Raw genomic sequence first — 18,888 nt, 5'->3', positions numbered from 1 at the left:
GGTTCCGCTCTTGAACCGCCTTTTGCAGTTCCCTGTTTGGCAAGCGCTTGCGAATCTTGTAAAGCAGGCTGGTTGGATCCATACTCCTCAAACAGGCGGATCAGGTTGTTTGCTGTTCTCTGAGAATAACTTACTGATTCTTCCAGCCACTTGCCCCATTCCCCATAGGGGATCAGACTTTTGGCCTCCGCCAGGCGGCAGCCGATCTCGATGGCACTGAAGAGAAGAACTTTGCTCACCTGATGTTTAATCGTATTTATTTCAGCCGCAATTAAAAGCGGCGTGCGTTCTATGCTCAAATCCTCCATCAAGGTTCCCTGCCTTTAATCGGGAATTCCCAGCTCATCCATTAACCCTTCCTTCAGGATTCGGACGAAATCCACACCATTTTCTTCCCCCAGATCCTTTAACCATTTAGGAATCATGATACATTTGGAAACCGATTTCTTATCAAGGGCCCGCCGGACCTCCAACATATCAGCTTCCAGCACAATGACCACGGCGTCCTCCCGCTTTTGCCAGTTTGCAGGATCGGAGGCTTCCGGGACCTGTTTCTTGTCCTTTTCCATACGATACAGATAAATCTCCAAAGAAAGCTCCGCCTGGTGAAAAGCGTCTTCCGGTGTTTCCCCCTGGCAGATAAGGTCCGGCAGATCCGGGAAAATGACGATATACCTGCCCGATAGGGCATTGTACTCGACGATGGCCGGAAAGACATAGTTCATGATCATGATTACCGCGTCCTTTTTGGTTAATCTATTCATAGACTATGCGGTCAAGGTCTTAAGTGTGACGAACCAAATGATATTTTTAAGAATAACCCTTCCTTAACAAAGCCGTCCTTGCCTCTGTCACCTCCGGATGAACAAGCCCATAAGATAAATGGACAGGACGGGTTCTCCCGGCCGGTCAATACTGCAGAAAGGAGGGTGACGCACATGGGTGTAGTAGCTTATCCATTGAGTTCGACGGTAGTGATAAGATATCAGGTTGGCGAAACCCCCTCCGGTGCTCCGATCATCAGGCAAAAAAGCCTGAACAATGTCAAAGCCGACGCTACGGACCAAGATATTTATGATGTGGCGGCAGCTTTATTCGGCCTGAGCGAACGCCTGGTGATTCAGACGATTCTCAGGAAGAATTTCGATCTGATAGACGAGTAACTCTCGGAAGCATTGACCAGAAAGGAGGTGCAGCGATGGCCATCATAAACAAAACGGTTCTGCGGTTGACCTTTAATACGACGGGTAACAAAGCGTTTTCCTTCAGCCTGGATGACCCCAGGCCGGATTTGACTAAAGGTGAAATCGAAGCCGCTATGGATACGGTTATTGAAAAGAATATCTTTCTTTCCGCCAGCGGAGAGCTGACCGGAAAGAGAGATATTCGGATCGTGGGAACGATGACCAATGACATGTATGATCCCCCTCAAGCTTAAACGGGGGCTCAGCAGGGTCATTGGTCGTGCCTAAATCAAGAGGCGGCCGTCTGGCCGCCCCTTGATCTTCTTAAGCTGCTATTTTTCCGAAAGTCGTGCTGTCTACCTTTTCCGCCTCAGCATCTCCAGCACCCTTTTTAAGTTCAATTCAGCCTCTCTCAGCTTTTACCATCTCCTTTAGCAATTTATGAGCTACAGATTCAACAAATTCACCCGCTGTAGGTACTTCACTCCTACGAGGTATACTCTCTTGCATCATCTTTTCACGATCGGATTTGTCAGTTTTTGTGTAAGCAAGATCAATAGCAGCCTGCATGCCCTTTTTAACTTCTGCAACAGTTACACCATGTTTTTTTGCAGTTTTACGATATATATTTCTCATATTCATACCGGTTTGCCATCCTTCACGCCTTCTAATATTGTAATTCATTCAATATTACAATATTTAATATTGTACGTCAATTAAAACAGGACTTCAGATATTGTGAATATATCTTTAATGAAATGTACAATATTGTATATAGGTGGTGGTACATATGTATGAAAAATTTCTATCTGAGCGAATAGCCAAACTGAGAACTATGAAAAAGGTTTCTGCCCGTGATATGAGCTTATCCATTGGGCAGAATGAAAACTATATCAATCATATTGAAAACGGAAAATCCATGCCCTCTATGCAAGTATTCTTTTATATCTGCGAATACTTCAAAATCTCCCCCAAGGAATTCTTTGACGAAAGCACAAGCTATCCGGCTTTAATAAGGGAGATCATCGAGGATTTAAAGACCTTGGACGAAAAGCAAATAACCAACATTCATGAAATAATCAAAGGCCTAAAAAACTGAAGCAGTACTAGCACCTGCTTCAGTTTTTATTATTCTCTTCCTTTATACTTCTTGTTAGGCTCTTCTGCCGCCATTGAATAGCTCTTTTCATTACAGCTATAACGGGGACCACTAATCCTGCTTTTCAGATATTCAGCTAATTCTCTATTACAGCAGTAAACATAACACCCCTTTTGCCCTCGCGTCATCAGTACCTTATAGGTATTCCGAATGACCTCATCCGCCATGAGCTTCGCCTTTTCCACAACAGAGGGATCCTTATCCTTTATCATCGTTTTATAGCCTCGAAGGGTTTTATTGGCATCCACTTTGTCACGGGCTTCAGGTTGGGTTACGATCACACCATCCTTAATGATCAGATCCTCACCGATAATTACACCGACGTAATCAAACTCGAGTCCCTGGCAAGTATGAATACACCCTATCTCCTCAATTGAATCTTCCGCAATAGCCCACAGAGATCCATCACTGCTTTTGTTCCATCTGACCTGATAATCTCCGATATTGATATCTGTAGCTATGGGATTTTTCTTGCTGGCCCATGGCCAACAATACCCCGCAACCATTCTCGACCCGCTTCCGGAATTCACCGACACATTTTTTTCGCGAATCAAGCGGTGTAATTCAGCGGGAGAGTCTATTATCCTGAAATCATAATCAATACCTTCAAGGGTCATATTTGCCGTTTCACGAATGCCAAGCGTAGTGTCAAGCCATGCAAGATAGCCATCAGATCCATTGCAGCGGAACTGAGATGGCAAATCCTTTACCGTCACTTCCGCGCCGAAAGCCTTTGACTGTTTGACGATTTCCTCTTCACTGCCAATATCCTCGATCAGTACTTTTTGTGCTTCGTCCAGGAAAAATACGGTTAGCTTCGCAGCATTGATCAGGTCTTTAACTTGATTTCCTTTATACGTATTGAGGAGGTTACGAGCACTCAAGCGATGCGCCTCATCAACGATCAATACATCCATGGCATTTTCCTCTAAACCCTGATAAACGGTTGCCCCCTTGAACATATTGGAGATACGGGTTTTGCGCATCTCACCGGATAGTCTCGCCTCGTATATCGCCCGCGGGGCCGCGTTGCTTGTCACGTAGTGAACCATCTTTTCCCGCTTCGTCAATTCAACGATTAAATTAATTGCAACAACAGATTTCCCTGTTCCCGGTCCTCCTCTGACAATGAGTACACGCTTCTTCTTTCCGGTCACTGTATCAGCTAAAGCCAATGCCGTTTCATAAACGGTTTTTTGTTCTTCGATAAGAACGAATTCCCGTTTGCCCGCCATCAAAGAGGCGAGACAATTGGCCAGATTTTTGGACGGGCGAATCTTACCGGCATCTATTTTATAAAGCACTTCTTTTTTATCGCCATGTTTGATGAACCGTTTGATGAAACTGCGCAATTTTTCACTGTCATTCTTCAGAAAAGCTGGGGCTTCACGCAAATACTTTTCGTAGAATGAATTTCTGATAACCGGTACGTTTTCATCTTCTTTATAGTTATGAAGATAAGCACACGGATATAAGCCAATCTGCTCCTGTTGAATGATTGTATTGTAATCCTCCATAAGTGTTTTATAGGACCAGGCCTGATATGAAGGATGTTGGACATCACCGTATGGCGCGACTTGAACGTGGTCGTTCAATCTTGACAATTTCGCCTCATCCCATTGTTTAAGCTCAATAATGATGACATTTCCGCTTCTATTCTCGTCATATCCCGAAATAATGAAGTCGATTCTTCTTCCGGTCTGCGGAATATTATATTCAATTGCAATTCCTGAATTATCCGGAATTGCCGTGTCGTCGAGAATATTGCGCATAAACTGCAGGGAAACCTGCCAGGACTGCTGTTCAGATTTTCCAACTCCGCGCCCGAATTTCCGTTTCATGGAATCAAGGATCATATCGGAGATCCGGTTATCCCGAACGTGCTGCATAAAGTCTTTTTTTAATTCAGCATAAACAAGCATGTCATAACTCCGTATACTTTTCTTTTTTGCCAAAGGCTTTTTCAATAGGATATTTTTGGTTATTCATACTGAGCTTTTCCATGATAATATCGTTCAAGTCCAGGCCAACCGCCTCGGCAAACAGCACCGAATAAATCAGCACATCCGCAAGTTCTTCTCTAATGTTAGGAATCCGTTTACTAACAGCCTCTTCGGAAGATGACCATTGAAAGTTCTCCAATAGTTCCGCTACTTCCAGAGAAAGGGATATCGCGAGATCTTTAGGGTTGTGATATTGCTTCCATCCACGTTCATCACGAAATTTTAGTATTTCCGCAATTATTCTTTCATCCATTTCTGCCTCCGAAACGCTATACGCTTTTGAATTTCCGTCTTAAAGTATTCATCTAAATTATATCACCCCCCTCCTATTCTGCTACAATATCACTGCGTAAAAGTCTGGTGTCATAGTGGGAGGTTTGCTTGCAAACCTTTCAGAAGGGCTTACTCAAACAACGAAAGTTGTTCCATCCGGCAAGACCCTTTGTAACCCGCTATGATGTCCGGCATCTTGTAAAGAATCCCATATTGGTCGCATTTATCCCGAAATAAACTCCACAATTCCCTGGCCTTAAGGGAACGGCATTCATAAGCGTTCCCATAGCTTTCTATGTACTTTTCTTTAATGGATGGAAATAATTCATCCAATTTTCTATAGTACCATGCCCTTTGATTCTGTCTTAAGGTTACTCCGAAGGCAGGATAGATAAATTTTGCCCCTTTTTGATGAGCAAGTTCAATAATCCGGCTGATATTCTCCTCTGTATCTTCAATAAACGGCAGCACAGGCATTAATAATATACCGGCAAAAATCCCTTCTTGAGTCAGCTTTTCGATTGCTTCAAGCCGCCGGGATGAAAGGGCTACATGAGGTTCGATTTTACTGCACAGCAAATCATCGGCAGTGGTAACCGTTATCTTTACCAGCACCGGTGAATGCTTGCCTATCTCCTTAAGAAGTTCTATATCCCGGACAATCAGATCACTTTTTGTAGCAATCGCCGCACCAAATCCATACCGATTGATCAGCTCCAAAGCACCTCTTGTAAGCCCATACTTTTTTTCAAATGGATTGTAGGGATCACTCATGGCTCCTGTGCCGACAACGCCCTTTTTGCGTTTTGAGCTGAGCTCGCGCTCAATTAAGGCAAGGGCGTTTTCCTTTGCTCTTACCTCATCGAAATGATCCACTCTGTAGCATTCGCTCCGGCTATCACAGTAAATACAGCCATGACAGCAGCCTTTGTAGATATTCATAGTATAATTGCAGCCAAACCAAGGGTTGTTTTCAGCATACCCGGATAGAATCGTTTTGGCAGGAATGAATTCCATCATAATCGCAGCTCCTTAGGCAGTATCCTTGCATTACCCCCATATCTATACCCTTTACATATATTCCAACATCATTATAGCTTTTTTACCTATGATGGGACAATAATTTAAGGGTTAAATTGCTTTTATCGGCTAACCAATAAAAGCGGGTAATTTACCATTTGGAAATGATGAGTTATAATTGCCTCAAATAGACTGATAAGGGGCTGGCAGAGAGCATGATGAAGGATATAAAGCAGACCATCGGCAATTTAATTGATAAACAAAGTGTTTCTTTCATAGGTTCGGTTGATGACGAAGGCTTTCCAAACTTAAAGGCCATGTTGCCGCCAAGAAAACGAGATGATATCAAAACTTTCTATTTCACAACCAACACTTCATCAAAGCGTGTGGCTCAATACCGTGAGAATCCCAAAGCATGTATATACTTTTGTGATAAAAGATTTTTTCGTGGTGTCATGCTTAAGGGTGTGATGGAAGTATTGGAAGATGCGGCCAGCAAGGAAATGATATGGCAAGAGGGTGACACTATGTACTATCCGCAAGGTGTTACCGACCCAGACTATTGCGTGTTAAAATTTACGGCAAATACAGGACGGTACTATACTAATTTTAGTTCGGAAGATTTTATTATTGAATGAACCACTCGGGATACACGGTTTACAGTTTATTTATTATTATGTTTTGGGGTAATATGTCATTTTAAAACAGCTATAATTGGAGCGTGAGACTATGGAAAATTTCGAGTACAAAACACTGTTTACTGATGCTAAAGGAATATTAGGGGGTAAAGTTGACAAAAATACATTCCAAAATGAACTGAACCAATTAGGTTCACAAGGATGGGAACTAGTAAGCACAGTGGCTGCCGCTCAAAGCTATGGCAGTACAAGGTGGATTATCTCGACATTTAAACGCAGGATAAAATAAGTAAACCTATTTTGTTTGGCAGCTATCCTGTGAATTATAAGGATAGCGTTTCTTTTTGAGGTGATAGCATGAATATTTCTCAAGCGGTAATTCGCCGTATAGAAGAGCTGTGCGGGGAGAGGAATTTGAGCATTAATGCTCTCAGCAACATTTCAGGCATTACGCAATCGACTGTCAATGATATTATGAGCGGTAAAACATATAACGCCGGCATAGGCACTATAAAAAAGTTGTGTGACGGGCTCGGAATCAGTGTTCGGTCTTTTTTTGACAGTGAGTTGTTTGTCAATTTGGAGCAGGAAATTAAGTAGTTTATCTAGGAGCCGCCAGGGGTTCTTCTTTGTTGTTGCCGTAAAACACTTTTTCCAACCTCTATATGTGTTGATCCGTTCAATCCAAACTTTTCTGGTCTGAGGATAACCTTTTAAATTAAACCGCTTGGAATGAACTATTCCAAGCGGTTTAGAGAAGCTTTGCTTAAAGACCCTGCCAGCAAAGAAAATGTTTCCGATATCGCCAGGCGCTTTTCCGGCGGAATACTAGCGAAGGCTTCTAATTCCATAGCTCTGAGTTCATCAAGTATGCTGCGTGCATAGTGAGCTCCTTGTTCTGTAAATTTGACAATCTTGTTTCTGCGGTCGCTGGGATTGGGTTCCCTCACAATATATCCCTTTTTCTCAAGTCCGGAAAGGACGATGGAAACCGTTTGTTTCGGCAAAAAAAGTTTACTTCCGATTTCATTCTGGGTACAAAAAGGTGCGCCGGCATCAATGACATGAAGTATAAACACCGTCGTTTCATTGGTATTATGTTTCTGTGCCCAAACACGATAGATATCGTTAATCTGGAACCAAAAATCATAATAAGTATCAATCTGTTCCAGAATATTATCATCCATATCCATAATCTCCTTCATGCATGATGCTAAGCCGATTAATGAGCCGTACCACTTAAGTTCAAACCCACCACTCCCGCGATAATAAGGACTATGGATACGACTTTCAGGGTATTGATGGTTTCTTTAAACACTACAATTCCTATCGCTGATATAATAACAATCCCAACTCCGGACCATATGGCATAGGCCACGCTAACGGGTATTTTCTTTAATGCCAAGGCCAAGGAACCAAAACATAAAGCATAGGCCAGGAACATTCCTGCGGTGGGCAGCATTTTAGTCAGTCCATCGGACATTTTCATCAGTGTTGTCCCAAAAATTTCAAGTAAAATAGCCAGGGCTAAATAAACCCATTGCATAGAAATCCTCCTCATACAAAAATAGTCCAACTATGGACTATATTATCATATGATTTGATTGAAGATTTGTCAATGCGCGCCCCCCTTTCTATCCCCTTTTTCAAAATCGTTTACGCCATGAAATGAAGTCGACTAAAAGCTCACTGAAGAAGGAATTAAAAAGCAAGAAGTAGAAACTTAAACTTAAAAATAAGACAGAGGGTGATCGCCAATGAATAAAGCACTTTTTGACCCCGTTGCAGCCCATTATGATTCCTGGTATGATACCGAGCTTGGCTCCGTCTCCGATCAAGTCGAACGTCACCTGGCCCAGTCCATGTTCAAAGCCCCGGGTCCCAAGGTTCTGGAGATCGGTTGCGGCACCGGACAATATACAAGCTGGCTCCTCCAAGAAGGCTACGAGGTCACTGCTATAGATATTTCCGGAGAAATGATGGATCTGGCCCAAAAGAAAATCGCCGCTCTTCAGGAAACCACTCCCCAAACCAAACCTGTGCACTGGTGGCACGCGGATATTACCGAAATTCTGGATCAGCTGGAGACCTATGATGGGATTTTTTCCATGACCGCCTTTGAATTCGTCCCGGAACCGGAAAAGGTCCTGCAAAAACTGTTCAATCATTTAAAGCCCGGGGGTTGTCTGCTGATCGGACTTATCGCCGGTGAGAGCGCCTGGAGCGACTACTATGAGGAGGCAGTCCGCAGGAAGCCGGATTCCGTCTTTGCCCGTGCCGCCCTTTATACCAAAGAAGAGATATCTTCCTGGCAGATCGGGGCACCTGCCGAAATCGGGGAATGTCTTTTCTTCCCGCCGAATATTCAAACAGCAGCCGAGGCTCTTCTTCTGGAGAAGAAAAGGGAGGGCAATCCCGGGTTTGTCGTAGCCAAATGGACCAAGGGCTAATCCAATAAAAAAACTCAAAAGGACCTATGGAAAACCTTTTCTCATCAAGGTTTTCCATAGGTCCTTTTCTTATCGGTAAGTCATCTTAAAGATAGTGGGAAACTTTCCTTAAAATCTAAAAGAGTTCTTCACTGGAGGTATACTCTAAGCCTTGAGCCTCCGCAACCGTCTTAATCGTCAACTTTCCTTTGTATAAATTAAGTCCTTTTCTTAGTGCTTCATCTTCAAGCATCGCTTTTTCAGCACCCAAATTAGCAATTCTCAATACATAGGGCAAGGTTGCATTCGTTAAAGCCATGGTCGATGTCCGAGGCACTGCTCCAGGCATATTGCCTACTGAATAGTGGATCACATCATGCTTAATGAAATAGGGATCATCAAGGGAGGTAACACGATCCATACTCTCAATGGCTCCACCTTGGTCAATGGCCACATCCACCAGTACCGCACCAGGTTTCATGGTTTTTACCATCTCTTCAGTAACCACCTTAGGGGTCTTGGCACCGGGAATTAGTACGGCACCAATAACTAAGTCGGCTCTCCTAACCGCTTTGGCAATATTATAATTATTGGACATCAAGGTAACGACCCGACCGCCAAAAATATCATCCAGATAGGCCAGTCTGGCGCCGCTGACATCCAGCACGATAACCTGAGCACCTAATCCGACTGCGATCTTCACAGCATTAATGCCCACATTACCACCGCCGATGATAACGACCTTAGCCGGCTCCACCCCTGAGACGCCACCCAAAAGCATCCCTCTTCCACCATTGGTTTTTTCCAGCAAATGGGCACCTACTTGAATGGCCATGCGACCGGCTACTTCACTCATAGGTGCCAGCAGCGGCAATGATCTATTAGGAAGCTCTACTGTTTCATAAGCTATACCGACTACCTTAGCCTCCAAAAGGGCTTGTGTCAACTCATGATTCGGAGCCAAATGAAGATAGGTGAAGAGGATTTGATTTTCCCTTAAAAAAGAATACTCCGATTTTAAGGGTTCTTTAACTTTAACGATCATCTCTGCCCGTTCATAGACTTCTTGGGCAGTATCAAGAATAAGTGCACCGGCCTCTCTATATTCCTCATCCGTAAAACCACTGCCTAAGCCGGCCGATTTTTCCAGATAACAAGTGTGACCGGCCTTAACAAGAGCGTCAATACCGGCAGGTGGCATGCCTACGCGATTCTCATAGATTTTAATTTCTTTTGGTATTCCAACAATCATTTTACTCACCTTTTATCCAATTTCTTTTCTATAAAATATTTCACAATAATCTAATCATATATAATAGAAAAGAAATTGTAAATAAAAATATATTCAGACAGGTACACTTTGCTATCTTCAGAGCTGCACCATCATATAGACCCTTATTTAATCCGGTAGTATAATCATACTATTGAGATCCCCTACAAAATAACCACAGAAGGAACGCACATGATGGAAAAAGCAAAACTTATGGAAATAATAAAGAGCAATCCCAACGCCATAGCCTACATCACCGATCCCCCCGATGAGATAAAGTTATTGGCTGTGCAAAAAAACGGCCTGACCTTAAAATATATCGAAAATCCCACCCGGGAGATGCAGGAATTGGCCCTGGCCAATAACAGCCGGGCCATCCAATTTATCGATGATCCAACGGAAGAGATGATGATCAAAGCCATCAAGGATAGCTGGGTTAATTTAGAGCACATTAAAAACCCCGGGGAAACGATCATTAAATTGGCCATCGATCAAGCCGGCTGGGCCATTAAATATGTTAAGAATCCCAGTGAAGAACTGCAGCTCTTAGCCGTGCGCAAACATGTCGACTCGATCAGATTCATCAAAGCCCCCTGCCCCAGCGCCCAGAAAGAAGCTGTCCGAATCAACCATGATGCCTTAAGGTATATCGATTCTCCCACCCCTCAGGCTGAGCTGCTGGCGATCAAAAATCACGAAAGCGCCATCACCTTTGTTAAAGATTTGACCAAAGAGAAGATTCTGGAATTCCTGAAAGTCAATATTCTTGTGATTAAATATGTGCTGAAAGATATCTCCAAAGCCGAACTGGAGCAAGTTCTAAAGGAGACCTTAGCCCAGGAAGACGTCGAGGAAAAGTACGTGCGGGATTTTCTCAATTCCCATACTATCCATAAAAGCAGCAGTCAGATGCCCCTGGACAAGATCATGTTTATTTATCAATATGGCAGTAAAAAAGCAAAAAAAGTAGCTGTAGATGAAAAACTGAAGGTATAGGAGATGGAGCCATTATGAATTATACAGACACTCTCAAAAGTGTTGACTTAGTCCTGGCCACGGGAGAGGTCCCCTTGATCATCGGGGAAAGCGGCATCGGCAAAACAGCCTTAGCTAAGGAACTGGCACAGAAAAACCAGTGGAGCCTGGTGGTTATCAACGGGAATCTTCTGAAAGAAGGTGAAATCGGCGGCCTGCCAACCATCGAAACTTACCGAGCAGGAAATGAGCAAGACAGTCCCCTGGAAAAGAAAAGTACGATCTATGCCGTTCATCATAAACTCCGGGAAATCGATGAAGAAATAGCTCAGGGCAAAACCGTTCTTTTGTTTATCGACGAGATCAACCGCTGTGAACATACGGTCCAGCAGGAACTGATGAATCTGATCCTCAACCGGGAGATCAACGGCTATAATTTACCTGAAGGAGTCAACATCCTGGCCGCTATGAATCCTTCCAGCAAATACGGCTCAGATTTTGATTACCAGGTGGTGGATATGGATGCCGCCCAGGAAAATCGCTTTGTCTGGCTGACTATGGAGCCTGAGCATAATCAGTGGATCGATTGGGCCATCGGGGCCGGAATTGAGCCCAAGGTAATTGAATTTATCTCCACCTTCCCTGAATATCTGCACAAGATCAACGAAGATGATCTCAGGGCCACCCCCCGCAGCTATGAACGGATTTCCAGCAGTTATAAGATTTATAAAGAGAATAAAGACTCCATTCCCCGCTCCGTCTTCCTCAATGTGGTCAAAGGGAATGTGGGACGGGTAATTGCCGAAGAATTTGTGAGCTTTGCCGAATCTGATTATTCCCCTCTGATCTCTTATGACGACGTTTTTTCGGGAACTTCCCTGCCAGAATCCCTCCGGGACAAGGTCAAAGGGGAAAGCCATACCCGGCTTTATCTCTCCGCCAGGAATATTCTCAAAACCCTGGAATCTCATCTTATCAAGGCTCCTGATGATGCTCAGTCCTCTATGGATAGGCTGGTTGCTTTTTTGAAACTCTACCCAGTGGATTTAAAGATCGGCATCATGAAGGATATTAAAAACAGCTACCCGGAAATCTATCTGCAGGCCATTGAGAATGAAGACTTTGTCGATTCCTATTTCGAATCCTATGGTTCAATCAGGTGATTTCTTATGACAAGTAATTTTGAGAACCAGGTTCAAACGCTTTATGAAAAGGCAACCCTCATTATGGAGGAGTTTTATCATTCCCAACGCCAGGGACAGCAGACCGGGGTCCCTATCCCCCAGGAGTTCAAGGAAGAATTCTTCGGCCTGGTGGATAAAGTCAATCTCAGCCTGCTGGAAGACAAGGATAATTTCTATGGCTATTTTTTAATGCAGATGTCCCGGGAAATCCGCTTTGATCTTGCCAGCCCAACCGGGGTGAATTTTAAAGGGGCTAAGTATGTTCTTCATTTTAACCCCATGCTTTTCCTGAATCTCAATCTCAGGCAGATGGAAAGCACCATCAAACATGAAATACTCCATATCCTGTCCGGGCATTTATGGCGGGCCAAAGAATTAAAAAGCCGCTACAACGCTTTAGCCATCAATATGGCCATGAATATCGTGGTCAACGCCTATCTGGAGGATCTTCCCCCCTATTCCGTGACCTTGGAATGGGTCAATCTGCATTATTCTTTAAAACTCCTGCCCTTTAAACCTTTCGAATATTATGTAGAAGAAATTCAAGCCCTCCTGGACTTATTTGAAGCCGATGAGCCTGATGAGAACAAAGATGCTGATGAAATAAAAACAGAGGTTGATCCAGAAAAGGCCCATGACCTTTGGGAAGAATCCAGCGATACGGATGATAAGACCCTCCAGGAGTTTACGGAGAAGTTTATTGCCCATGCTCAAAAAGGGAGCGTTCCCGGTTATTTGGAGAGCATGATCTCCTCCCTGAGCAACAGCCAAGGGGAACTCCCCTGGAATTTTTATCTTAAACGGCTGATGGGAACAGTTCCCAGCAATCATAAAAAGACCGTCACCCGCAGAAACAGGAGACAGCCTGAACGCTTGGATTTAAGAGGCCAACTAAGAAGTCATAAAGCTAAAATCCTCGTCGCCCTTGATATCAGCGGCAGCATCAGTGATCAGGAATTTAATCAAGCGATCAAAGAAGTTCTGGCCATCGTTAAAAATTATAATCATGACATCACCATTGTCGAATGCGACAATGACATCAGACGGGTGTATAAGGTCAAAACCTTAAAAGATGTTAAAGACCGGCTCAATATCCGCGGAGGCACCCGCTTCACCCCGGTTTTTGAATATGCTAATGAGCATAAGATCAACCTGCTGATCTATTTTACCGACGGCCAAGGAGAAGAAAAGCTCTACACCACCCCCCGGGGATATAAGACCCTCTGGGTCCTATCCGGGAGAGGAAAAGAGCTTTCCTTAGAAAAACCTTATGGGGCTGTGAAGAAGCTGAAGCAGGTGGAAGTAAAAGATAATACACTGAAGATGAGTGATGTAAAAACAGAAGGGTTTTCCATGCAGGATCAGGAGCGGTTGGATTGAACCGCTCTTATTTCTTGCTGATAAACTTCTTTATCTCCGCTCTAGTAACGCCACTTCACCCGGGGCAACAAGTACGAATTGGAAATGCAAAGGGCTTTGCAGGATTCCCTTTTGCCAATAATGTAAGCATTATCTTTACAATGTTGAGATGACGGAGAATTATAAGAGCAACAGAAAGCGAATTAATCTGTGATCGTAAATTTTAATGTGGCCAACGTTTGGCCCGTACTGTCCATAATGATTGTGAGGCTGCCTGGACCAGGATTACAGGATTGCGAGCACCCCACACTCTCTTGCTCACCTGCAACCAAATAGTACCGTTTTTCTTCAGATGTCGTGCCATCTGGCCAATTCCAGATAAGGGTTAAGTTTTCCTCACCCGTCCAGCCGTGGTAACGGCCCGCAAGATACAAGGTTTCCCCGGATTTAAAAGATGTTTTAGGATTAACAGGTTTCACTGTCGTACTATCAGACAGCACATCAATCTCTTCGCAAAGCCAGCCTTCAAAGCGTGGAGTGCCCTCCGCATAGGGATTCCCCGATTTTTTCACAGTTTCAGGCGGCTTGGCGGGACTATCAGCAGTCCCCAAATTATTTGCTTCTACCCGCGTTTCTATTTTTGATTGGGCCCCTTCTTCAATATTATTTGCCGGTTCTTTGTTCTTGCTCACCGAGACTATAGGAGAATTACGGGAAATATAAAAGCCCAGGCTCTCGTTTGTTACAGAATAAAAATAATTCATTCGCCCGCCAACTGCGGGACGGTTCTCTTCACGGCTGATATTATCGATTTTAATAGTATCAAGGATGTCGGATGCTCGCACATTATCCAATGAATTCACCGCTATGGTAAGTGTGTAACCAAACCGGCTCAGGCTGTCGGATGTGACACTATTCAAAAGAGCAATAAATTCAACCCGTTCCAGCCTGCCTGCATCAGAAGCAAAGAGGTACATCCTTACTCCCGGTCCCAGTGAATAATAGATTCCTTCACAGATGTCGGGCGACAACCCTTCCAAATCTTCAGCCCCGACAGAAACAGGGCGAGTATCCGACAAAAGCGGCATCGCTTTCTTCCTAGCATATTCATCAAGCTTCGCGACAAAGTCAGCTATCGTCCAATCGATCTTTTGTGATGTTATTTCACCGTTTGCAAAATCAAGGGCTTGTATATCTATGGGTTCTTCGCCAGTCGCACAAACGTTGAAAGAGGTAAAAGCGTCATTGTTTTCATGAAAATATTCAAAAGTTCCATTCGCAGCAAGAGATTGTCCTTTGCCGGACGAAACGCCAATAGCCAGCTGATTGCTAAGCTCCTCCCATCTATCCGGTTCAAAGAAAAAAGGCAAAGAAGATAAAATGTAGCTTTGTAATTCTTCAGCTGGAGCTGATATCTCATCGTGATTCGCATAAAAAGTAAACTGATGTAATCTGCCATCCTTTGGATCTGAAATGAAGTATAAATACATTCCACGACTTGGAATATATAAATCACATTGATAAGATGTACCGGTAAAAGCATGTGTCAATTCGCTGTGTACCCCCATCTCCAGCGTAGGATAGCCATTTTTATTCAGGCGCGTATCTAACCAGGAAATTACTTCGCGTCCGGTAATAACAGTGGGGCCGCTAACCGTTTCATCAGGATTTGCAGAAATGCCGTTACGGCTATCCAGAGAAGAAGATGAGGAGCATCCGCAAAAGAAAATGGCTACTGCAATAAGTAAAAAAAGAACTTTTTGCATCATATCACGCCTTTCCAAAATTACGTATTTCATGCTTTTTGGCCAGAGGAGATACGAATGTTTAGGAACTGTAGTTATTCAAACTCTCATATATCTCCACTAGCTGCATAGGTCATGTATAGTAATTATAAAGGAAATTTCTAGCAATAAAAATATATTTTTAAGATCAAAACCCTTCGAGATCTATTTTACCGATGGCCAAGGCGAAGAAAAGCTCCAGACCATCCCCCGGGAGTATAAGACCCTCTGGGTCCTATCAAGGAGAGGAAAAGAGCTTTCCTTAGCCAAACCTTATGGGATAGTGAAGAAGCTGAAGCAGGTGGAAGTAAAAGATGAGACGCTGAAGATGAGTGATGTAAAAACGGAAGGGTTTTCCATGCAGGATCAGGAAAGAATCTAAAATTGATTTATAGACAACACCCTAACCCCCATCTATCACCTCAATCTGACAAATCTTCATGGCATATAGGGCGTTTTGATGCCCTTCCGGAGTCGCACCTGCACAACAGGATGAATCAACCACAATCGGAATCTCCGGCATTTTTGCCTTCAAAATCATTGCATTGGAAATAATACAGATATCCGTACAAAGGCCGATCAGCTCGATAGACTGTATTTCCTTCATCCCTGTAATCAATTCAGCAAGCTCTATTGAACCGAAAGAAGGCTTTTCAATCACCTGACATCCGCTCACATACACCTTTTGGGAAATCTCCCAGCCGGGCGTCCCTTTTATACAATGCTCTACGGGCAGCTTTTGTCCTTCTTGTGTCTGAAGGTAGGCCTCAGTATGGGTATCTTGTGTATAAATGACCTTGTCACCAGCAGCGAGATAACTGTCAATCTTCCTTTTTACAGTATCAACAATTTTTACAGCTTCCTTCGTACCAAGTGCTCCGTCAATAAAATCATTCTGCATATCAATGACTATTAGAACCTTCATTCTTAACTCCTCCCTACTCATTACTTTTTCGCAAAAGGCAGTCTCTTGATACAGCCTCCCCCAATTATAACGTGTTTCAGGATGGCTTGTGTAATAATGATAAGATTTATCTATCCACTATTCTCTTAATAAGAAAAATAGCCAAAACAATGATTGCCGCCAGAGTTAAAGGAATCTCTAGAACAGCTGTTGTAAAATATACTTTGCATAAGATTAACAGACCAATGACAACAAAGGAAACTAACCAAAGCTTCAAAAATGAGATTACCCTCTTTCCCTTCATCGTCTTAAAGGCGGTCTTAGAAACATAATAGTAAATTGCAATTGCTGCCAAAACAATGATTGCTGCATTAATACTATCTCCTACCGTCAATATAAACCTAAAACTTTTAGGCTCCGCCAATAAATCAGTAATTAGATTTTCCACTAGAGCTATGACCCCTAAGACCCACAAGGCACTAAGAATAATGGCTACAAAGTCCATTATTCTTTCTTTTGGGGTTTTCCTCGGCATGGCAGCGATGATTTCATCACATACCTCCTTATAATTACCTCCCATTATCTTTTGAATAGTATCCCCCCGCTGCTGACCATCTAATATCATATTGATAATATCTTCTCTTACAACTTCCTGATTATATTCGGTCATATTAGAACTTCTAATGTAAACAATCATATTTGTATAAACTTCTTGGTTTTCCTTAAAAATCTCTTTTTCCCGTAGGTTATTTTTCTTCAATGATTCCTTCGTGGCCTTCTTCAACTTCCTCCACCTCCATAAATAGTTGATTTATAGCAGACTCAAGCTCTTGCCAATTTTCCTTAAACTGGGCCAGAGCAGCAACCCCTTTTTCCGTCAAATGATAGTATTTCCGTGGCGGCCCACTCTTGGAATCCCGTAGGGTTGCTTCGATCATCTCGCTTTTCTGTAAACGTAAAATAATCGGATAGATAGTTCCTTCTGATATGGTTCCAAATCCATATTTCTCTAATTGCTCCGAAATCTCATAAGCATAGGTTTCCTTTTTGCGTATGACTTCCAGGATACATCCTTCTAACATTCCCTTAAGCATTTGTGAAGGAATCATAATTAGTCCTCCTCAGGTATCTTGCAATACATATTACTGCTATATTGTATCGCAAGTTACTTGTTCTGTCAATCGGCTTGATACAAAAGGGTTCCAGTTTTTTAGCTGTCAAACTCAGCTCTATGATAAATTCGGCTGAAACAAAACCGACACCGCTGTTAAGGCGATGCCGGTTACAACTGGGCATGCTTATTCTCTTTGGAGAGGTCTAAGTCCTCCTTCAATGCATTGTAAATCTTCATGATCTGCACGGCTGCCTTCAACACCTTTTCTCCCGCCTCTCAGAGTTTTCCACAGCCACAGTATTTATCAAATTATACGCTCTTGCCTATAATTGAACATATGTGATTATAGTTGCAATATGTCCTTTTTCGACTCCATCTCTCCAGCCAGCTCAAAGCCCTTCTTGGCCATCAAAACAGCGATAATCTCATTGATTATGGCGGCAGCCGCTATCGTGCCCTGAATGATCTTTGCTTCTTGCGGAGCAGGCACGGTCAGCGTAGAAACGACGATACCCGTAAAGACAAGCGAAACTCCGGAATGGGGCAGTAAAGTAAGGCCCAAATATTTCTTGACGGTCTCCGGCGCCTTGGTCACTGTCGCACCCCAATAAGCCCCAAAGTATTTGCCCAGTGTCCTTGTTAAGATATAGACAGCCGTAAAAACTCCTGCTCCTGAAATCAGATGATAGTCAAGGGGGGTGCCGAGATTGAGCATAACAGCAATCATGGAAACACCCAAAATTGGATAAAATAATACCATAAGCTCTTTCAGCTTCTCTTCTGAAACACTGTTGGCAAATACAGTCGAAAAAGCTATGCCGATCAGCATAAAGTTAAGCATCATTCCCGGAAAAATCAAGTTGACAAAAATAAACCCCATGCCTGCTGCTGCCAAAATGAACCCAATAAGGGTTGCAAGGCTTAGCCTGGGGTTTTTCTGTTTTTTCAGCACCTGCCCTGCCGGTAATCCCACCGCGGCGCCGATGATGAGCGGCAGAAACGGGGTCAGAACAACAAAGTACAACGGCATTTTTTCGCTCGTTACATTGGCGGACACCACAGACACCGCCGAAAAAAAGATCACCACAGCCATAATGTTATCCAGTGCCGCCATCGGCATCAGGGTTTTGGTTACAGGCCCCTTGGTGTTAAATTCACGGATGATGGACAGGGCGGGAGCCGGTGCGGTAGCAAGCGCAATGCTGCCAAACAAAAAGGCTAGATAGAGTGGAATATCGGTCAAATAAAAAATAGCCCCAAAGGAAAGTGTGACCAGCACGAAAGTACCCATCGATTCGGTAAGGGTGGTAACAATAATCTGCTTACCGGATTTTTTAATGGTTTTCCACACAAGCTCGGTACCTATCATCAGACCTATCCCACATTCCAAAATACGCATAAGCGTTTTATACCAGCCAGCATCAAGCAACGGCTGATGGATGAGTCCTAAGGCATAGGGACCTAAAACCATTCCGGCTATCAGCCAGCCCAATATGGACGGTAATTTGATTTTTGCAACCAGCCTTCCCGCAAATACAGCCAGGACAACTGCTGCCCAAAGGCGCAGGATCATCAAAATAGTGGTCATCATT

General features: G+C 43.5%; 24 protein-coding genes and 1 pseudogene. 11 read left to right on the top strand and 14 right to left on the bottom strand.

The features are described 5' to 3' along the window. On the bottom strand, positions 1 to 308 hold a 308-nt coding region (locus DESPCE1_RS21225; RefSeq protein WP_019850111.1), incomplete at its 3' end, for a DUF3102 domain-containing protein. Between the two features lie 15 nt (positions 309 to 323). Beyond that, the gene (locus DESPCE1_RS0108010; RefSeq protein WP_014793534.1) at positions 324 to 731 is read right to left on the bottom strand and encodes a type II toxin-antitoxin system HicB family antitoxin; all 408 of its coding nucleotides are present in this window, start codon (positions 729 to 731) and stop codon (positions 324 to 326) included. Between the two features lie 207 nt (positions 732 to 938). Between DESPCE1_RS0108010 and DESPCE1_RS0108005 the strand changes: the two genes are divergently transcribed. Continuing rightward, entirely contained in the window at positions 939 to 1,163 is a 225-nt protein-coding gene (locus tag DESPCE1_RS0108005) for a DUF1659 domain-containing protein (RefSeq protein ID WP_019850110.1), read from the top strand. 35 nt (positions 1,164 to 1,198) lie between these two features. Further along, complete coding sequence (locus DESPCE1_RS0108000; RefSeq protein ID WP_014793532.1) at positions 1,199 to 1,438, top strand: DUF2922 domain-containing protein; 240 nt, start codon at positions 1,199 to 1,201, stop codon at positions 1,436 to 1,438. Positions 1,439 to 1,586: 148 nt separating this feature from the next. Here the strand turns inward: DESPCE1_RS0108000 and DESPCE1_RS0107995 are convergent, their stop codons facing one another. Beyond that, complete coding sequence (locus DESPCE1_RS0107995; RefSeq protein ID WP_014793531.1) at positions 1,587 to 1,826, bottom strand: sporulation initiation factor Spo0A C-terminal domain-containing protein; 240 nt, start codon at positions 1,824 to 1,826, stop codon at positions 1,587 to 1,589. A gap of 148 nt (positions 1,827 to 1,974) precedes the next feature. Here DESPCE1_RS0107995 and DESPCE1_RS0107990 point away from each other — a divergent pair, with 148 nt between their 5' ends. Further along, positions 1,975 to 2,283: a helix-turn-helix domain-containing protein gene (locus tag DESPCE1_RS0107990; RefSeq protein WP_019850109.1), complete on the top strand. Its 309-nt coding sequence runs from the start codon at positions 1,975 to 1,977 to the stop codon at positions 2,281 to 2,283. Positions 2,284 to 2,312: 29 nt separating this feature from the next. On the opposite strand, the gene DESPCE1_RS0107985 is transcribed toward DESPCE1_RS0107990, so the two are convergent. The 3 genes from DESPCE1_RS0107985 to DESPCE1_RS0107975 all read right to left on the bottom strand — a co-directional run bounded on the left by DESPCE1_RS0107985 (position 2,313) and on the right by DESPCE1_RS0107975 (position 5,636). After that, on the bottom strand, positions 2,313 to 4,265 hold the full coding sequence (locus DESPCE1_RS0107985; RefSeq protein ID WP_019850108.1) for a DUF2075 domain-containing protein: 1,953 nt from the start codon (positions 4,263 to 4,265) through the stop codon (positions 2,313 to 2,315). A gap of 1 nt (position 4,266) precedes the next feature. After that, the gene (locus DESPCE1_RS0107980) at positions 4,267 to 4,599 is read right to left on the bottom strand and encodes a nucleotide pyrophosphohydrolase (RefSeq protein ID WP_014793528.1); all 333 of its coding nucleotides are present in this window, start codon (positions 4,597 to 4,599) and stop codon (positions 4,267 to 4,269) included. Between the two features lie 149 nt (positions 4,600 to 4,748). Next, positions 4,749 to 5,636: a radical SAM protein gene (locus tag DESPCE1_RS0107975; RefSeq protein ID WP_028305504.1), complete on the bottom strand. Its 888-nt coding sequence runs from the start codon at positions 5,634 to 5,636 to the stop codon at positions 4,749 to 4,751. Positions 5,637 to 5,854: 218 nt separating this feature from the next. On the opposite strand from DESPCE1_RS0107975, the gene DESPCE1_RS0107970 reads away from it, so the two are divergent. The 3 genes from DESPCE1_RS0107970 (at position 5,855) to DESPCE1_RS0107960 (ending at position 6,877) form a co-directional block, all read left to right on the top strand. Continuing rightward, the gene (locus tag DESPCE1_RS0107970; protein WP_014793526.1) at positions 5,855 to 6,277 is read left to right on the top strand and encodes a pyridoxamine 5'-phosphate oxidase family protein; all 423 of its coding nucleotides are present in this window, start codon (positions 5,855 to 5,857) and stop codon (positions 6,275 to 6,277) included. Positions 6,278 to 6,368: 91 nt separating this feature from the next. Next, a complete protein-coding gene (locus DESPCE1_RS0107965; protein WP_014793525.1) occupies positions 6,369 to 6,566 on the top strand; it encodes a DUF4177 domain-containing protein in 198 nt (65 codons plus the stop codon). A gap of 68 nt (positions 6,567 to 6,634) precedes the next feature. Then, entirely contained in the window at positions 6,635 to 6,877 is a 243-nt protein-coding gene (locus DESPCE1_RS0107960) for a helix-turn-helix domain-containing protein (protein WP_019850106.1), read from the top strand. Positions 6,878 to 7,014: 137 nt separating this feature from the next. Here DESPCE1_RS0107960 and DESPCE1_RS0107955 read toward each other — a convergent pair whose 3' ends face one another. Beyond that, entirely contained in the window at positions 7,015 to 7,464 is a 450-nt protein-coding gene (locus DESPCE1_RS0107955; RefSeq protein ID WP_019850105.1) for a MarR family winged helix-turn-helix transcriptional regulator, read from the bottom strand. A 35-nt stretch (positions 7,465 to 7,499) separates the two neighbouring features. Beyond that, complete coding sequence (locus tag DESPCE1_RS0107950) at positions 7,500 to 7,823, bottom strand: multidrug efflux SMR transporter (RefSeq protein WP_019850104.1); 324 nt, start codon at positions 7,821 to 7,823, stop codon at positions 7,500 to 7,502. A gap of 211 nt (positions 7,824 to 8,034) precedes the next feature. Here DESPCE1_RS0107950 and DESPCE1_RS0107945 point away from each other — a divergent pair, with 211 nt between their 5' ends. Further along, positions 8,035 to 8,727: a bifunctional 2-polyprenyl-6-hydroxyphenol methylase/3-demethylubiquinol 3-O-methyltransferase UbiG gene (locus DESPCE1_RS0107945; RefSeq protein WP_019850103.1), complete on the top strand. Its 693-nt coding sequence runs from the start codon at positions 8,035 to 8,037 to the stop codon at positions 8,725 to 8,727. A gap of 115 nt (positions 8,728 to 8,842) precedes the next feature. Here the strand turns inward: DESPCE1_RS0107945 and ald are convergent, their stop codons facing one another. After that, complete coding sequence (gene ald / locus DESPCE1_RS0107940; protein ID WP_019850102.1) at positions 8,843 to 9,958, bottom strand: alanine dehydrogenase; 1,116 nt, start codon at positions 9,956 to 9,958, stop codon at positions 8,843 to 8,845. Positions 9,959 to 10,171: 213 nt separating this feature from the next. Between ald and DESPCE1_RS0107935 the strand changes: the two genes are divergently transcribed. The 3 genes from DESPCE1_RS0107935 to DESPCE1_RS0107925 are packed head-to-tail and all read left to right on the top strand — an operon-like array spanning position 10,172 to position 13,515. Beyond that, the gene (locus DESPCE1_RS0107935) at positions 10,172 to 10,972 is read left to right on the top strand and encodes a hypothetical protein (protein WP_028305501.1); all 801 of its coding nucleotides are present in this window, start codon (positions 10,172 to 10,174) and stop codon (positions 10,970 to 10,972) included. 14 nt (positions 10,973 to 10,986) lie between these two features. Next, the gene (locus DESPCE1_RS0107930; RefSeq protein WP_019850100.1) at positions 10,987 to 12,114 is read left to right on the top strand and encodes an ATP-binding protein; all 1,128 of its coding nucleotides are present in this window, start codon (positions 10,987 to 10,989) and stop codon (positions 12,112 to 12,114) included. 6 nt (positions 12,115 to 12,120) lie between these two features. Further along, the gene (locus DESPCE1_RS0107925; RefSeq protein ID WP_019850099.1) at positions 12,121 to 13,515 is read left to right on the top strand and encodes a VWA-like domain-containing protein; all 1,395 of its coding nucleotides are present in this window, start codon (positions 12,121 to 12,123) and stop codon (positions 13,513 to 13,515) included. Positions 13,516 to 13,697: 182 nt separating this feature from the next. Here DESPCE1_RS0107925 and DESPCE1_RS0107920 read toward each other — a convergent pair whose 3' ends face one another. After that, positions 13,698 to 15,263, bottom strand: a complete 1,566-nt coding sequence (locus DESPCE1_RS0107920) for a hypothetical protein (RefSeq protein ID WP_019850098.1) — start codon at positions 15,261 to 15,263, stop codon at positions 13,698 to 13,700. A gap of 178 nt (positions 15,264 to 15,441) precedes the next feature. On the opposite strand from DESPCE1_RS0107920, the pseudogene DESPCE1_RS23695 reads away from it, so the two are divergent. After that, positions 15,442 to 15,660, top strand: a pseudogene (locus DESPCE1_RS23695) (hypothetical protein); the annotation flags it as partial. A 21-nt stretch (positions 15,661 to 15,681) separates the two neighbouring features. Here DESPCE1_RS23695 and DESPCE1_RS0107910 read toward each other — a convergent pair. The 4 genes from DESPCE1_RS0107910 to DESPCE1_RS0107890 form a co-directional block, all read right to left on the bottom strand. Beyond that, positions 15,682 to 16,203, bottom strand: coding sequence for a cysteine hydrolase family protein (locus DESPCE1_RS0107910; protein WP_019850096.1), 522 nt, complete (start codon positions 16,201 to 16,203; stop codon positions 15,682 to 15,684). 106 nt (positions 16,204 to 16,309) lie between these two features. Beyond that, positions 16,310 to 16,966 (bottom strand): hypothetical protein, encoded by a 657-nt coding sequence (locus DESPCE1_RS0107905; protein ID WP_019850095.1) that lies wholly within the window; start codon positions 16,964 to 16,966, stop codon positions 16,310 to 16,312. Then, positions 16,929 to 17,291 carry a PadR family transcriptional regulator gene (locus tag DESPCE1_RS0107900; RefSeq protein WP_019850094.1) on the bottom strand — a complete coding sequence of 121 codons (363 nt, stop codon included), beginning with the start codon at positions 17,289 to 17,291 and terminating at the stop codon, positions 16,929 to 16,931. The genes DESPCE1_RS0107905 and DESPCE1_RS0107900 overlap by 38 nt, the downstream gene beginning before the upstream one ends. Before the next feature lie 348 nt (positions 17,292 to 17,639). Continuing rightward, positions 17,640 to 18,887, bottom strand: a complete 1,248-nt coding sequence (locus DESPCE1_RS0107890) for a cation:proton antiporter (protein WP_019850092.1) — start codon at positions 18,885 to 18,887, stop codon at positions 17,640 to 17,642. Between the last annotated feature and the right edge of the window lies 1 nt (position 18,888).

The sequence above is a fragment of the Desulfitobacterium sp. PCE1 genome (genome assembly GCF_000384015.1).
Classification (GTDB): domain Bacteria; phylum Bacillota; class Desulfitobacteriia; order Desulfitobacteriales; family Desulfitobacteriaceae; genus Desulfitobacterium; species Desulfitobacterium dehalogenans.
Note: the sequence above shows the minus strand (reverse complement) of the source record. Positions and strands in the feature narration are given on the sequence as shown.